This is a genomic window from Corynebacterium sp. CCUG 69979, from assembly GCF_024454095.1.
Classification (GTDB): domain Bacteria; phylum Actinomycetota; class Actinomycetes; order Mycobacteriales; family Mycobacteriaceae; genus Corynebacterium; species Corynebacterium genitalium.
In genome coordinates this window covers 65,381-79,136 of sequence record NZ_JAGPZA010000008.1, presented here as the reverse complement: position 1 = coordinate 79,136, position 13,756 = coordinate 65,381, and the positions used below count along the sequence as shown (strand labels likewise).

Genomic DNA, 13,756 nt, shown 5'->3' with positions numbered 1-13,756 from the left:
AGCTGACCCGATAAAACAAACCGATTACACGGAAAACAACAAAGAAGCGAGGCGAGCAACTGCCGTGAGCAGCGAGAACACTTTCGGCCAAAATGACTGGCTGGTTGATGAGATGTTCCAGCAGTACCAGGAGGATCCCAACTCCGTCGACGAAGAGTGGCGCGAGTTGTTCGACAAGAAGGGCACCCCGGACTCCGGAGCGCCGCTTGCCTCCCCGGCTGCTAAGAAGGCCGCAGCAGACAGCGGCTCCAACGACCGCCCGCACCGGGCCCGCACCGAAACCAAGGTCGCTGAGACCACCGGTGCCCCGTCCCAGGACGGCCGCGAAACCAAGGTGGACAAGGCGATTGAGACTACGGCCAAGTCCCAGCCTTCCGAGAAGAACGCAGCTAAGAAGACCCCGAAGCCGTCCCCGATGGAAAAAGTCAAGCCGCTGCCTGAGGCTGGCGAGACCCAGCTGAAGGGCACCTTCAAGGCCATCGCTAAGAACATGGACGAGTCCCTGACCGTTCCGACGGCGACGACCGTGCGCGACATGCCGGTCAAGCTCATGTTCGAAAACCGTGCGCAGATCAACGACCACCTCAAGCGCACCCGCGGCGGCAAGATCTCGTTCACGCACATCATCGGCTGGGCCATTGTGAAGTCCGCCATGATCCACCCGGGCATGAACGTCAACTACACCGTCAAGGACGGCAAACCGTTCGTGGTCACGCCGGAGCACATTAACCTCGGTCTAGCTATTGACCTCCCGCAGAAGGACGGCACCCGCGCGCTCGTGGTCGCCGCCATCAAGGAGTGCGAGACCCTCACCTTCGAGCAGTTTGTCCGGGCGTACGAGGACATTGTCGCCCGCGCCCGCGACAACAAGCTGAAGATCGACGACTTCCAGGGTGTCACCATTCAGCTGACCAACCCGGGCGGTATTGGCACCCGCCACTCCATCCCGCGCCTGACCAAGGGCCAGGGCACCATCGTCGGTGTCGGCGCGATGGACTACCCGGCTGAGTTCGCCGGTGCTTCTGAGGACCGTCTCGCCGAGCTCGGTGTGGGCAAGCTGACCACGCTGACCTCCACCTACGACCACCGCGTCATCCAGGGCGCGGAGTCCGGCGAGTTCCTGCGCGACATCTCCCAGTTGCTTATCGACGATAAATTCTGGGACGAAATCTTCGACGCCATGTCCATCCCGTATGCCCCGATGCGTTGGGCGCAGGACATCCCCAACACCGGTGTGGACAAGTCCACCCGTGTGATGAACCTGATCGAGGCGTACCGCTCCCGCGGCCACCTCATCGCCGACACCAACCCGCTCAACTGGGAGCAGCCGGGCCTGCCCAAGCCGGACGTGTCCGACTTGCTGCTGGAGACCCACGGCCTGACCCTGTGGGACCTGGACCGCACGTTCAACGTCGGCGGCTTCGGCGGCAAGGAGACCATGACGCTGCGCGAGGTAATTACCCGCCTGCGCGCCGCCTACACACTCCACGTCGGTGCCGAGTACACCCACGTCCTCGACCGCGACGAGCGTGACTGGCTGCGCGACCGCCTCGAGGTGGGCATGCCCAAGCCGACCAACGCCGAGCAGAAGTACATCCTGCAGAAGCTCAACGCCGCTGAGGCCTTCGAGAACTTCCTGCAGACCAAGTACCTGGGTCAGAAGCGCTTCTCCCTCGAAGGCGCGGAAACGCTGATCCCGCTCATGGATGCCGTCATTGACACCGCTGCCGGCCAGGGCCTCGACGAGGTTGTCATTGGCATGCCGCACCGCGGCCGCCTGAACGTGCTGTTCAACATCGTGGGCAAGCCGGTCAAGACCATCTTCGGCGAGTTCGAGGGTAACCTGCAGCCCGCCCAGCAGGGCGGCTCCGGCGACGTGAAGTACCACCTCGGCTTCGAAGGCGAGCACATCCAGATGTTCGGCGACGGCGACATCAAGGTCTCCCTGGCCGCCAACCCGTCCCACCTGGAAGCTGTCGACCCGGTTCTGGTCGGTATCGCCCGCGCGAAGCAGGACATCATCAACCACGGCCAGCCCGCCGACGACCACCCCATCGTCCCGATGATGCTCCACGGCGACGCCTCCTTCACCGGCCTGGGCGTGGTTCAGGAGACCCTGAACATGTCCAAGCTGACCGGCTACGATGTCGGCGGCACCGTCCACATCGTGGTGAACAACCAGGTCGGCTTCACCACCACCCCGGACCAGGGCCGTTCCACCTACTACGCCACCGACCTGGCCAAGGGCTTCGATTGCCCGGTCTTCCACGTCAACGGCGACGACCCTGAAGCAGCCGCATGGGTCGGCCAGCTGGCCACCGAGTACCGCCGCGAATTCGGCAAGGACGTCTTCATCGACCTCATCTGCTACCGCCTGCGCGGCCACAACGAGGCCGATGACCCGTCGGTGACCCAGCCGGTCATGTACGAGCGCATCGACTCCCACCCGTCTGTGCGTACCCGCTACACCAAGGACCTCATCGGCCGTGGCGATATCACCGAGGAAGAAGCCGAGATCGCCGCACAGGACTTCCACGACCAGCTGGACTCCGTGTTCAACGACGTCAAGGAAGGCGGCGGCTCCCCCGCCGAGCAGACCGGCATCACCGAGTCCCAGGAGCTCACCCGCGGCCTGGACACCTCCATCGACGAGGACCTGTTCAAGAAGCTGGCTGATGCTTACGCCAACCTGCCGGACGACTTCACGCCGAACAAGCGCCTGAAGACCGTTCTGAAGGCCCGCGGCGGCTCCTTCGACGGTGGCGACATCGACTGGGCATGGGGCGAGCTGCTCGCCTTCGGCTCCCTGGCGCACGACGGCAAGCTCGTCCGCCTCGCCGGCGAGGATTCCAAACGCGGTACCTTCACCCAGCGCCACGGTGTCCTGTTCGACCCGAGCACCGCGGAACAGTACAACCCGCTCGACGCCATCGCTATCGAGGCTGGCAACGGCGGCCGCTTCCAGATCTACAACTCCGCTCTGACGGAGTTCGGCGGTCTGGGCTTCGAGTACGGCTACACCGTCGGCAACCCGGACGCCCTGGTTGCCTGGGAGGCCCAGTTCGGCGACTTCGCCAACGGCGGCCAGACCATCATCGACGAGTACATCTCCTCCGGTGAGACCAAGTGGGGCCAGCTTTCCAGCCTGATCATGCTGCTGCCGCACGGTTACGAGGGCCAGGGCCCGGACCACTCGTCGGCACGCATCGAGCGCTTCCTGCAGCTCGTTGCTGAGGGGTCCATGACCATCGCTCAGCCGTCCACCCCGGCTAACCACTTCCACCTGCTGCGCCGCCAGGCGCTCGGTGAAATGCGCCGCCCGCTGGTCATCTTCACCCCGAAGTCCATGCTGCGCAACAAGGCAGCTATCTCGCAGCCGGCAGAATTCATCGAGACCACCGGATTCCGTTCCGTCATCGATGACCCGAACCTCGTTGACGCGAACAACAAGGTCATCGGCGACGCCGAGAAGGTCAAGACGATCATGCTGTGCTCCGGCAAGATCTACTACGAGCTGGAGAAGCGCCGCCAGAAGGACGGGCGTGACGACGTCGCGATCATCCGCATCGAGATGCTCCACCCGATCCCCTTCAACCGCCTCTCCGACGCCTTCGCCAACTACCCGAACGCCGAAGAGATCCGCTTCGTCCAGGACGAGCCCGCAAACCAGGGTCCGTGGCCGTTCTACAACGAGCACCTGGCCAACTACGTGGAGAACATGCCGCCGATGCGCCGCATCTCCCGCCGCTCCCAGTCCACGACTGCAACCGGCGTGTCCAAGGTGCACCAGCAAGAGGAGAAGGCGCTTCTCGACGAAGCTTTCGCCGACTAACCCCTCCCCTTAGACAACCTAAAGCCCGCCACCTGGAGTTCAACCTCCGGGTGGCGGGCTTTCCGTCGTGCGTTGGGCTCTGCTTAGGAGTCCCGGGCTTCGCCCTCTTCGACGATGCGCTGGAGTTCAGCCCCCATACCGGTCTTCTCCATCATCCAATCATTCACAGCACGCGAGGGATCTCCCTCCGTCTTCGTCCGCTCGACCAGCTTTTGGAGATCCTCCGTGCTCAGCGCGCGGGTGGCCTTATGCATCGCTTGCCGGATACCACGATCGAACAATCCCACCTTGAAGACGGGCATGATGTTGCGTGGCAATGTCTCCTGCTCGTTCGCCTCGGCGGGCGGTGCGTTCGTGGGTAGTGCGTCCGTTGGCGGTGCGTCCGTGGGTTGCCCTTCTGGGGGCTGTCCCTCCGGGATATCGTCCTTCGGTTTCGCGTTGTCCCCGCGTCTCGGTTCAACCCCGCGTGTGCTTTCCGGATTCTGCAAAGCACCGCCGTCGTCCTCGGGTTCGCACCCTTGAGCTGGCGAAGGATCCAACGTCATGAAGTCACCGGGGAGCGTGCCAGCAGCAGCATCGTAGGTCGCGTCCTGGACATCCAGGTCTTCTTCATTGGCGGTGGCGATCTGCGCGCGAAGTTTCGCCTCCTCACCGGGGTTCTCGCCTTCCACAAGGGTGCCGGAGCAGAAGACTCCCAGATTCGCTTCACCCGACTGGAGCATTTCCAGCTTGTCTGAGGCAGTTGCGAGTTCAACTCCGACGATCCCAACCGGGCGGCCGTCGAGTTCAATGACCTGCCGGTAGATCTCGGCAAGCACCCACTGCTCCGGATCGGAAGGATCGGCGGCAATGACCACCGGTTCAGAACCGTCCTGCGCGCAGGACGAAAGCGTCAGCGCAGTCGCCACTGCGAGGACGTTGACAGCGAGTTTTCTCCCCAGCACTTAACGCTCCGGGTGAGCCGGGTTGTCGGGGTCAATGTTGGTTTCAGCGTGGTCGCGCGGTTCAACGCGGTAGCTTTCCGACGCCTCCACCCCCACCGGCCGCCAGCGGAGCTCCTCCGGCTGAACCGGACGCTCGTGCGGTGCCGGTTCCGGCTGGGCGGTCTGAGGACGCGCTTGCGGCTCGTGCGGCTCGTGCGGCTGGGCACCAACATGCGGCTCCCGCGGCTGCCCCTGCTGGATCTGCTCCCGCTGCGGCGCGGGCTGTCCCGGCTTGCCCATTTGGTTGATCATGTCCTTGGCGCGGGGGGCTTGGGAGGCTTCGCAGAGGACGTCGTAACGCCCGGCGACGATGGTGGTCATGGAGGAAAAGTCGCGCTTACCCTGCGTGAATGCGTAACCGGCGGCCGCGAAGATGAGGCCGAAGATGACACCGATAACGAGCGCGGTGAACAGCGAACCCCAGACGTTGGGGCTGAACATTGCGAACAGCAGACCGACGAACAGACCCAGCCACAGGCCCGACAGCGCACCGCCGCCCAGGACGCGCCCCCAAGTCAGCCGCCCGGTGACCTTCTCCACCTGCATCAGGTCCACACCGACGATGGTGAGGTTCTCGACGGGGAACTCTCGGTCGGACAGGCCGTCGACAGCAGCTTGCGCCTCGGCGTAGGTATTGAAGCTACCGACCGGCCACCCGGACGGGCGCTGCAACGCTTGCGGGCGGGCTTGCTGGTTATACGGCTGGGTCATGGCTGCTAATCCTCAATTCGGTAATAGATATCGCGTACTCCCATGATTGTAATGCCAGGCTAGGAGCAGGTTGAGCACTGACATATACTGTTCCCACGATGAGTGACACCGCACCAATTACTGAAGCAGCTGTCCGCAACGCCCTCGCGCGTGTCGACGACCCCGAGATCGGCAAACCGATCACCGACCTCGACATGGTCGAATCTGTCCGGATCGAAGGCCGCGATGTCGCCGTGGGCATCTATCTGACCATCGCGGCATGCCCGATGCGCGACACTATCCACGGCAACGTGCGCGCGGTGCTTGAGGAACTCGACGGCGTCGGCGAAGTCAGCGTGACCATGCACACCATGAGCGAGGAGCAGCGCCGCGCGTTGGCGCAGCGTCTCAAGGGTGACAAGTCCGATCCGGTCATTCCGTTCGCTCAGCCCGGTTCGACGACGCGCGTGTTCGCGGTCGCGTCGGGCAAGGGTGGTGTCGGCAAGTCCTCGATGACAGTCAACCTGGCGACGTCGCTCGCGGCCCAGGGGTTGACCGTGGGCATTCTCGACGCCGATATCTACGGCCACTCTGTCCCCGGCCTCATGGGCTCGGCCGGCCAAGGCCCCACGGTTGTCGACGAGATGCTCCTCCCCCCGATCGCCCACGACGTCCGCCACATCTCCATCGGCCAGTTCGTGGAAGGCAACGCTCCCGTTGTCTGGCGCGGCCCCATGCTCACCCGGGCTATTCAGCAGTTCCTCACCGATGTGTACTGGTCCGAGCTCGACGTCTTATTCATGGATTTACCGCCGGGAACCGGTGACATCGCCATCTCTGTGGCTCAGCTCGTGCCCAACGCAGAGCTGATCATTGTGACCACCCCGCAGGCCGCCGCCTCGGAGGTCGCCGAGCGAGCCGGCTCCATCTCCCAGCAGACCGGCCAGAAGATCGCCGGCGTCATCGAGAACATGTCCGCGATGGCCATGCCCGACGGCACCATGTTGGACATTTTCGGCACCGGCGGCGGCGAGCACGTGGCTGAGCGCCTCTCCGTCATCACCGGCGAGGACGTTCCCCTGCTCGGCTCCGTCCCGCTCGATCCCTCGCTGCGCGAGCATGGCGATGACGGCACACCCGTTGCCATCTCCGCCCCTGACTCCCCCTCGGCGCAGGCGATCAACGCTATCGCTGAGAAGCTCAAGGTGCGCCGAGAGTCCCTGGCGGGCAAGAACCTCAATCTCGGCGTAACGGGTAACTAGCGCGGTCCCACCCTACCTGGCGAGCCATTCGCGGGCTGCTGACTTGTTCAGTATTCTTGTGGCATTCATCCCGAATACGTCACGTTTCTCAGTGCGAAGGAGGAATCATGTCAGCACCAGTGTTCAAGGAGCTCAGTGAAGCTCAGCTCCGGGAGCAGCTCACCAGCGTCAAGAACGAAATGGCCCCCTACACCGTTGATGTGCTCCGCCGATTGAAAGACGCGGGTGCGATCAACTTCGAAGAAGAGCGTCTGCTCAACCGCTACGAATCTCTGAACTGGCTCATCGAGGGTTAGAAGCCCTTGGACTCGCAGACTTTTAGTGCGAAAGTTCACCACTTCTCCTCGCAAAGCGAGGACCTACTTAACGACACTCTCGTCGGCAGAACAGAGTTGAGCGACTTTCTCATCTCCAAAGATAAAAACCGTGCAACCTTTAACCTGACAAAATCACTGGAAATTGAGCAGTCAGGGAGCGACCGTTTGAGCCTCCGCTGCGAATATCGTCTCTGCACGAGTTCCGATGGAACCCAGATAGCCATCGAAACGAGTAGTTACAAGGTGCAGTTCAAGGCTCTCCAGAAGTTCGTTCCGATCGTGCGGTTTGAGTATGAACGCGATGCTCGAAACAAACCGTCTAGTCATTTTCAGTTTCATTCTGATTCGGTGCCGTTGGGCCTACTCCTCGCGCGAGCCGGAAAATACGATGCCGCAGCGCACCAGCAAGACGTTCACTTCCCGATGGGTCATCGACGATTCAGAGTTAGTCTTGAAGATGTCATCGAACTACTAGTCAAGGAGTTCGGAGCTAAGCCGCGGGACGGTTGGCAGCGCCACCTTGACGAAAGCCGCGATAAATTCTACGAACTACAAGCCAGCTCGGTTATCCGGGACAACATTCCAACTGCAATTTCGGTGCTAGAGGATCTGGGATACACAGTTAGCTCACCGTGATAAGCGGGTCGCGGCTCTAGGTCACGTCGGCCCAGGAGAATCCCCCGCCCGAAGCCTGCGGCGGCTGCGGCGGCTCCTGCTTTTTCACCCCCGGCTGACGGCGCCGCGGGCGCTGCGGCTGGTTCTGCTGCGCCGCGGTAGAACCCGATCCGGAACTCGCGGCGGTGGAACCGGAGGATGCCAAGTGCGGATCCTCGTTCATCATTGTGCGGGGGTCGAATTGATCGAGGTAGTCGCCTTCTTCGTCGAAAAGCACTTTGGCGATGGCACGCTTGGGGCCCATCGCGGCGTACTCGGTGACGGTGTTGATCGGCTGGCGGAATTCCTCGAACTGGTCGAATTCGCCGTTCAGCTCGGCCTTGGCGTTGTTGATGGCGCGGCGGGCAGCGAAAATCGCGGCGCGGACATCCTCGATGACTCCAGGCAGGCGCTCGGGCCCGATGACGATGAGGCCCACGAGAATGACAACGAAGATCTCGAGCCAGCCGATGGAATCAAACACACCTTCACTTTAACCCGCCGCGCAACTTCGACCACAGCGAGTGCGTTTCTTCGGCGGGGATCTCATCATCCGTCATCAACGCGAGCTTTTCGACGAGCGAACGCGGCGCCCGCAAACACCCATCCCCATTGTGCAACCGCACTGCCGCAGCAGCCGCTTGCTGGCGCTGCGTTTCCTCCCGGCAGTCAGAGCATTCGGCGAGGTGCGAGTGGGCGCGTTGGGTGGCGGAGGGGGACAGTTCGCCGTCGATAAGCGCGGCGACAGCCTCGTAACTCAAGTGGTCGATGGAATCGAACTGGCGCATGCCGAGCCCCTTAGCGCGCGCGGATGAGCTCGCGGGCCCCCTCGTTGGTGCGGGCTTTCGCCTCGAGGGAGTCGCGCAGCTGGCTGCGGCCGCGGTGGATGCGGGAGCGGACGGTGCCCATCTTCACGCCGAGCGTCTTGGCGATCTCTTCGTAGCTCATGCCCACCACATCGCACAGCACGACGGAGGCACGGAATTCGGGGCTGAGCTCGTCGAGCGCCTCCTGCAGCGCTGGGTCCAGGTTGGAGACGGTGTATGCCTGCTCGGGCGTCATCGCGGTGCCCGGAACACGCTCATAATCCTCCGGCAGAGCCTCCATGCGGATCTTGCTGCGGTGGCGCACCATGTCCAAGAAGAGGTTGGTGGTGATGCGGTGCAGCCAGCCCTCGAAGGTGCCCGCCTTGTAGGACTTCACGCTGCGGAAAACGCGCATGAACGTTTCCTGCGTCAGGTCTTCCGCGTCCTGCTGGTTACCGGAAAGACGAAACGCGAGACGGTAGACGCTGTCGGCGTGTTCCTCCACGAGCTCCGCCCAGGTCGGCATCGCAGAGTGCCCTGCGTCGAATGCGGCCGTGCCGCTTAGCTCTTGATCGGAGGACACCAAACTCATGGTGTTATTGTCCCCCATCCCCTTTCCGCACGCCATAACAGGTCCTGCCAAGTTGCTGACAGTCCCTGCCCCCGCGGCCCAGTAGGATGAGGCGCGTGAGCGATTCTGCATTTACTTCCCTGACTAGTTACATCGAATCCGCGCCGATGGACGCCAACCATGCCATCGCGCATGCCGACGCCGCCGAGTACGGCCTCACCGCCCCCTCCCCCGCCCTCGGCAACCTGCTGGGCACCCTGGCTGCAGGCGCAGGTGCGGCGGGTTCTGGCGCGACGGGCGCGGTGGCGATCACCCCGGCCGCCGGTGTCGTCGGGCTGCACATCCTCCACGGCCTGCCCGAAAAATCCACATTGACCTGTATCGATCCAGAGGCGGACCACCAAAACCGCGCGAAAGCGCTGTTCCGCGAAGCGGGCTACCCCACCTCGCGCACCCGGTTCCTCCCCTCGCGCCCGCTCGACGTTCTTGGCCGCCTGGCCACGCAGGCGTACCACGTGGTTTACATGGACGTTGAGCCCGTCGACCTGCCGGCCGCGATCGAGGCCGCATGGCCACTGCTCAGCCCCGGCGGCACCCTCGTGGTCGTGGGATCGCTTCTCGACGGCACCATCGCCGACCCCTCCCGGAAAGACCGCGACACCCTCGCCGCCCGTGAAGCGGATGAGGTTGTGGAGGGGTTTGAGGGGGCCGTCGTCACGCGTCTTCCGCTAGATGCTGGCGTGACGCTGGTGACGCGAAAAGGCTAGTACACTACCTCGCCCTTGCCCACGACGGTGACCCCGCCGTCAGAGATCTTGAACTCGCGCTCCTCGTCGTGGGCACGGTTGATGCCCACCGTGCCGCCGTCGGACACGTAGACGTTCTTGTCCAGGATCGCGTGGCGGACAATGGCGCCCTTCCCCACGCGCACACCCGGCATGAGCACTGAAGATTCGACCGTTGCGCCGTCCTCGACGTGCACGTCAGTAGACAGCACCGAGTTGCGCACCGTCGCACCTGAAATGATCGAACCCGGTGCGATAATGGACTCCTGCGCAATACCTCCGGAGACGAACTTTGCCGGCGGCAAGTTCTCGTCCTCAGTCGAGTGAATCGGCCACGACTTGTTGTACAGGTTGAACACCGGGTGGATCGAAATGAGATCCATGTGCGCGTCATAGAAGTTGTCGATCGTACCGACATCACGCCAGTAGCCCTTATCTCGCTCGGTCGCGCCCGGGACCTCGTTGGAGGAGAAGTCGTAAACATTAGCTTGGCCTTTACGCACGAAGAACGGGATGATGTCGCCGCCCATGTCGTGCTCAGACGCCTCGTTGACATTGTCCTCGCGCAGAGCGGAGATGAGCGCCTCCGTGGAGAAGCAGTAGTTGCCCATCGACGCGTAGGTAACATCCGGGTCGTCCGGGGTGCCCGGAGGGTCAGCCGGCTTCTCCAGGAACTCGGTGATGGAGCCGTTCTCGTCAGCCTGGATGCACCCGAACGCCGTGGCCTCAGAACGCGGGACGCGGATGCCAGCAACCGTGCATTCCTTGCCGGACGCAATGTGGTCCTCCACCATCTGCGCCGGGTCCATGCGGTAGACGTGGTCGGCGCCGAAGACCAAAACGTAATCCGGAGACTCGTCGAAGATCAGGTTGAGCGACTGCAGCAGCGCGTCCGCCGACCCTTGGTACCAGCGCTTGCCCAGGCGCTGCTGCGCCGGCACGGACGCGATGTACTGGTGCGTCGGGCCGGAGAAGTTCCACGCGGTAGCCACGTGACGGTCCAACGAATGCGACTTGTACTGCGTCAACACAGCGATGCGCATATATCCGGCGTTGACCAGGTTGGACAGTACGAAATCGATGAGACGGTAGTTACCGCCAAAGGGCACGGCAGGCTTGGCACGGTCGAGAGTCAGCGGGAAAAGGCGCTTGCCTTCACCGCCGGCGAGGACGATGGCGAGGACATTCGGCTGGCGACTGTTCATACTGCCCAGACTAGGGAAAATCCCATCCGTGCGCACGCTTTGAAATGTCACTAGTCTCGGAAAGCATGAGAGTCGGAATGATGACCCGCGAGTACCCGCCGGAAGTGTACGGCGGGGCAGGTGTCCACGTGACTGAACTGACCCGTTTCATGCGTGACATCGTCGACGTGGACGTCCACTGCATGGGCGAACCGCGCGAGGGCGAGAACATCTACGTCCACGGCGTCGACCCGGAACTGACCGAGGCCAACGGCGCGATCAAGACGCTGTCCACTGGTCTCCGGATGGCGCATGCCGCCGACAACGTCGACGTGGTCCACTCGCACACCTGGTACACCGGCCTGGGCGGCCACCTTGCTGGCCTCCTGCACGGTGTCCCCCACGTGGTCACTGCCCACTCGCTGGAACCGGACCGCCCGTGGAAGCGCGAGCAGCTCGGCGGCGGCTACGACATCTCCTCCTGGTCCGAGAAGAACGCGATGGAAAACGCCGACGCGGTCATCGGTGTCTCCACCGGCATGAAGAAAGCGATCCTCGAGGCCTACCCGAACATCGACGAAGACAAGGTCCACGTCGTGCTCAACGGCATCGACACGGACGACTGGCACCGCGTCGCCCCTAGTGACGCGGAGAGCAACGGTGTCATCGAGCGCCTCGGCGTAGACACCTCCAAGCCCGTCGTCGCGTTCGTCGGCCGCATCACCCGCCAAAAAGGTGTCCCCCACCTGGTCAAGGCGGCCCAGAACTTCGACGAGGACATTCAGATCATTCTCTGTGCGGGTGCTCCGGATACGCCGGAGATTGCGGACGAGACGCAGGCGCTCGTCGATAAGCTGCGTGAAGGCCGCGGAGGCGTGTACTGGGTCACCGACATGCTGCCGAAGGAAGAAATCCGCGAGATTTACTCCGCCGCAGACATCTTCGTCTGCCCGTCGGTGTATGAGCCGCTGGGCATCGTCAACCTGGAGGCTATGGCGTGCGAAACCGCTGTTGTCGCCTCCGACGTGGGCGGCATTCCGGAGGTTGTCGTCGACGGTGAGACAGGTACCCTGGTCCACTACGACAAAGACGACACAGAAACCTTCGAGAAGGATCTGGCCGAGGCCGTCAACACGCTCGCCGCGGACGCCGACCTGACCAAACGCTACGCGCAGGCAGGCCTGGCGCGCGTGAAGAAAGAATTCACCTGGGACAAGATCGCCCAGGAGACCGTCGACATCTACAAGTCGCTGATCTAACAAAGGAGCACAGTTGAGCACCTTGAGACCGGAACTGCACGTCACTGCGGACAACGGCATCCTCGACGCCGCTGCCGGCATGCTTCGCGACGGCGACGACTGGCACCTGTTCTACCAGTACGAAGCCGAACCGGGCGCACCCGCGCGCTGGGCGCACAAGTTCTCCGAGGGCAACCCGTTCGACTTCTACGAGTGCAACGATGTCATCGCACCCGTCGGCGGCGAAACGCGCGTGCTCGCCGGTTCTGTCGTCGTTGGACCCGCCGGCACCGACCTCTACTTTACGTCCGAGACATCTGCCGGCACCACGATCCAGGTCGCGCGTATCGACGACATCGGTTCCCTCTGCGACAATATCGACGACTCCAGCGAGATTGACCCCGGTGTGCGCCGTATGGGTCCAGTGGTGAAAGACAAAGGCCGCTTCATCCGCTTCCGCTCCCCGTGTGTCGTGCCCGACTGGAGCGCCTCCGACGACCGTGAGCAGGGCCAATCCGGCTGGCTCATGCTCGCCAGCACCGGCGAGGCCGACAACCCCGTGCCCGTCGTGCTCGAATCCGCCGAAGAGGACACCTGGACGCTCATCGGCCCGCTGCGCTTCGTCGGCGACACCGGCATTCCTTCGGACGTCCCCGTCGTCGCTCCGCGCATCTTCCGCCTGCGAGACGAGGTCGACGGCTTCATCTACGACGTCCTCTTCCTCACCCAAGAGCTGGACAAATGGGACCTGTCCGGCTACCTGATCGGCGAGCTCAACGGCAACGAATTCACCGTCAAAGCACCGTTTAGCCGCATCGACCACGGCCACGACTTCACCCGCCCCCGCACCACCAACTTCGTGCCCGGCACGCTTTCCGACGACGAGCGCTACGCCGAAGCCCGCATCTTCGGCCTCCTCGCAGAAACCGGCCGCGGCGGCGACCCGACATCCCAGCCGTCCTGGGCAGCGGAAGGCTGGGCCAACGCCCTGTCCCTGCCGCGCGTTGTCACCCTCGCCGGCGGGCAGCTCTACCAGACCCCCGCTCCGGGCCTGCCGGACGCCGTCGACGCCACCGAGCACGCGATGCTGTGGACCGGCATGTGCGACATCCCCGCCGGCTCCGAAGTGAAGGTCGAGATTGTCGACGCCGCCGACAACGTCTGCGTGACCATCACCCACTCCGGCGACCAGATCACCGTGGATAGGCACGACGGTGATCCGGCCTCCGCCTCGCTCGACGACGAGGACGAGGACCACATCTCCGTGCTTATCGACGGCTCCGCCCTCGAAATCTTCGCCGGCGGCGGCGCCGTCACCTTCTCCAGCCGCTTCTGGCCCGAGGTCGGCGCGACGGGATTGCGCGTGAGCACCTCCGGTGACGCGCAGATCCTCAACCAGTGGCGCCGCGGCGCTGCGCGCTAAACACGCCGCGC

The 13,756-nt window shown here is 63.4% G+C and carries 13 protein-coding genes; 7 read left to right on the top strand and 6 right to left on the bottom strand.

Annotation, left to right across the window (positions count from 1 at the left end; all coding sequences use genetic code 11):
• The first annotated feature begins 64 nt into the window (after positions 1–64).
• The gene (locus KBX18_RS06385) at positions 65–3,832 is read left to right on the top strand and encodes a multifunctional oxoglutarate decarboxylase/oxoglutarate dehydrogenase thiamine pyrophosphate-binding subunit/dihydrolipoyllysine-residue succinyltransferase subunit (protein WP_255995283.1); all 3,768 of its coding nucleotides are present in this window, start codon (positions 65–67) and stop codon (positions 3,830–3,832) included.
• An 83-nt stretch (positions 3,833–3,915) separates the two neighbouring features.
• On the opposite strand, the gene KBX18_RS06380 is transcribed toward KBX18_RS06385, so the two are convergent.
• Together KBX18_RS06380 and KBX18_RS06375 are read right to left on the bottom strand one after the other, a co-directional pair.
• Positions 3,916–4,776 (bottom strand): hypothetical protein, encoded by an 861-nt coding sequence (locus KBX18_RS06380; RefSeq protein WP_255995282.1) that lies wholly within the window; start codon positions 4,774–4,776, stop codon positions 3,916–3,918.
• A complete protein-coding gene (locus tag KBX18_RS06375) occupies positions 4,777–5,526 on the bottom strand; it encodes a general stress protein (RefSeq protein WP_255995280.1) in 750 nt (249 codons plus the stop codon). It lies immediately after the preceding gene.
• Positions 5,527–5,624: 98 nt separating this feature from the next.
• On the opposite strand from KBX18_RS06375, the gene KBX18_RS06370 reads away from it, so the two are divergent.
• The 3 genes from KBX18_RS06370 (at position 5,625) to KBX18_RS06360 (ending at position 7,720) form a co-directional block, all read left to right on the top strand.
• A complete protein-coding gene (locus KBX18_RS06370) occupies positions 5,625–6,767 on the top strand; it encodes an Mrp/NBP35 family ATP-binding protein (protein WP_005290749.1) in 1,143 nt (380 codons plus the stop codon).
• 107 nt (positions 6,768–6,874) lie between these two features.
• Positions 6,875–7,063, top strand: coding sequence for a hypothetical protein (locus KBX18_RS06365; RefSeq protein ID WP_040423784.1), 189 nt, complete (start codon positions 6,875–6,877; stop codon positions 7,061–7,063).
• A gap of 6 nt (positions 7,064–7,069) precedes the next feature.
• The gene (locus KBX18_RS06360) at positions 7,070–7,720 is read left to right on the top strand and encodes a hypothetical protein (protein WP_255995279.1); all 651 of its coding nucleotides are present in this window, start codon (positions 7,070–7,072) and stop codon (positions 7,718–7,720) included.
• A gap of 16 nt (positions 7,721–7,736) precedes the next feature.
• Here KBX18_RS06360 and tatB read toward each other — a convergent pair whose 3' ends face one another.
• The 3 genes from tatB to sigE are packed head-to-tail and all read right to left on the bottom strand — an operon-like array spanning position 7,737 to position 9,136.
• Positions 7,737–8,222 (bottom strand): Sec-independent protein translocase protein TatB, encoded by a 486-nt coding sequence (gene tatB, locus KBX18_RS06355; RefSeq protein WP_255995277.1) that lies wholly within the window; start codon positions 8,220–8,222, stop codon positions 7,737–7,739.
• Positions 8,223–8,226: 4 nt separating this feature from the next.
• Entirely contained in the window at positions 8,227–8,526 is a 300-nt protein-coding gene (locus KBX18_RS06350; protein ID WP_255995276.1) for a zf-HC2 domain-containing protein, read from the bottom strand.
• 10 nt (positions 8,527–8,536) lie between these two features.
• Positions 8,537–9,136, bottom strand: a complete 600-nt coding sequence (gene sigE, locus KBX18_RS06345; protein WP_370686971.1) for an RNA polymerase sigma factor SigE — start codon at positions 9,134–9,136, stop codon at positions 8,537–8,539.
• Positions 9,137–9,222: 86 nt separating this feature from the next.
• Between sigE and KBX18_RS06340 the strand changes: the two genes are divergently transcribed.
• The gene (locus KBX18_RS06340) at positions 9,223–9,882 is read left to right on the top strand and encodes an O-methyltransferase (protein WP_255995274.1); all 660 of its coding nucleotides are present in this window, start codon (positions 9,223–9,225) and stop codon (positions 9,880–9,882) included.
• Here the strand turns inward: KBX18_RS06340 and glgC are convergent.
• Positions 9,879–11,105 (bottom strand): glucose-1-phosphate adenylyltransferase, encoded by a 1,227-nt coding sequence (glgC, locus tag KBX18_RS06335; RefSeq protein ID WP_005290771.1) that lies wholly within the window; start codon positions 11,103–11,105, stop codon positions 9,879–9,881. The two genes, KBX18_RS06340 and glgC, sit on opposite strands and share 4 nt — an antisense overlap.
• Positions 11,106–11,170: 65 nt before the next feature.
• On the opposite strand from glgC, the gene glgA reads away from it, so the two are divergent.
• Positions 11,171–12,343 carry a glycogen synthase gene (gene glgA / locus KBX18_RS06330; protein WP_255995273.1) on the top strand — a complete coding sequence of 391 codons (1,173 nt, stop codon included), beginning with the start codon at positions 11,171–11,173 and terminating at the stop codon, positions 12,341–12,343.
• Between the two features lie 13 nt (positions 12,344–12,356).
• Complete coding sequence (locus KBX18_RS06325; RefSeq protein ID WP_255995271.1) at positions 12,357–13,745, top strand: GH32 C-terminal domain-containing protein; 1,389 nt, start codon at positions 12,357–12,359, stop codon at positions 13,743–13,745.
• The last annotated feature ends 11 nt before the right edge of the window (positions 13,746–13,756 follow it).

Coding starts and splice junctions, on each gene's coding strand:
- KBX18_RS06365 (WP_040423784.1), top strand. CDS start 6,875: ATGTCAGCACCAGTGTTCAAGGAGCTCAGTGAAGCTCAGCTCCGGGAG.
- KBX18_RS06350 (WP_255995276.1), bottom strand. CDS start 8,526: ATGCGCCAGTTCGATTCCATCGACCACTTGAGTTACGAGGCTGTCGCC.
- glgA (WP_255995273.1), top strand. CDS start 11,171: ATGAGAGTCGGAATGATGACCCGCGAGTACCCGCCGGAAGTGTACGGC.
- sigE (WP_370686971.1), bottom strand. CDS start 9,136: ATGAGTTTGGTGTCCTCCGATCAAGAGCTAAGCGGCACGGCCGCATTC.
- KBX18_RS06340 (WP_255995274.1), top strand. CDS start 9,223: ATGAGGCGCGTGAGCGATTCTGCATTTACTTCCCTGACTAGTTACATC.
- glgC (WP_005290771.1), bottom strand. CDS start 11,105: ATGAACAGTCGCCAGCCGAATGTCCTCGCCATCGTCCTCGCCGGCGGT.
- KBX18_RS06370 (WP_005290749.1), top strand. CDS start 5,625: ATGAGTGACACCGCACCAATTACTGAAGCAGCTGTCCGCAACGCCCTC.
- KBX18_RS06375 (WP_255995280.1), bottom strand. CDS start 5,526: ATGACCCAGCCGTATAACCAGCAAGCCCGCCCGCAAGCGTTGCAGCGC.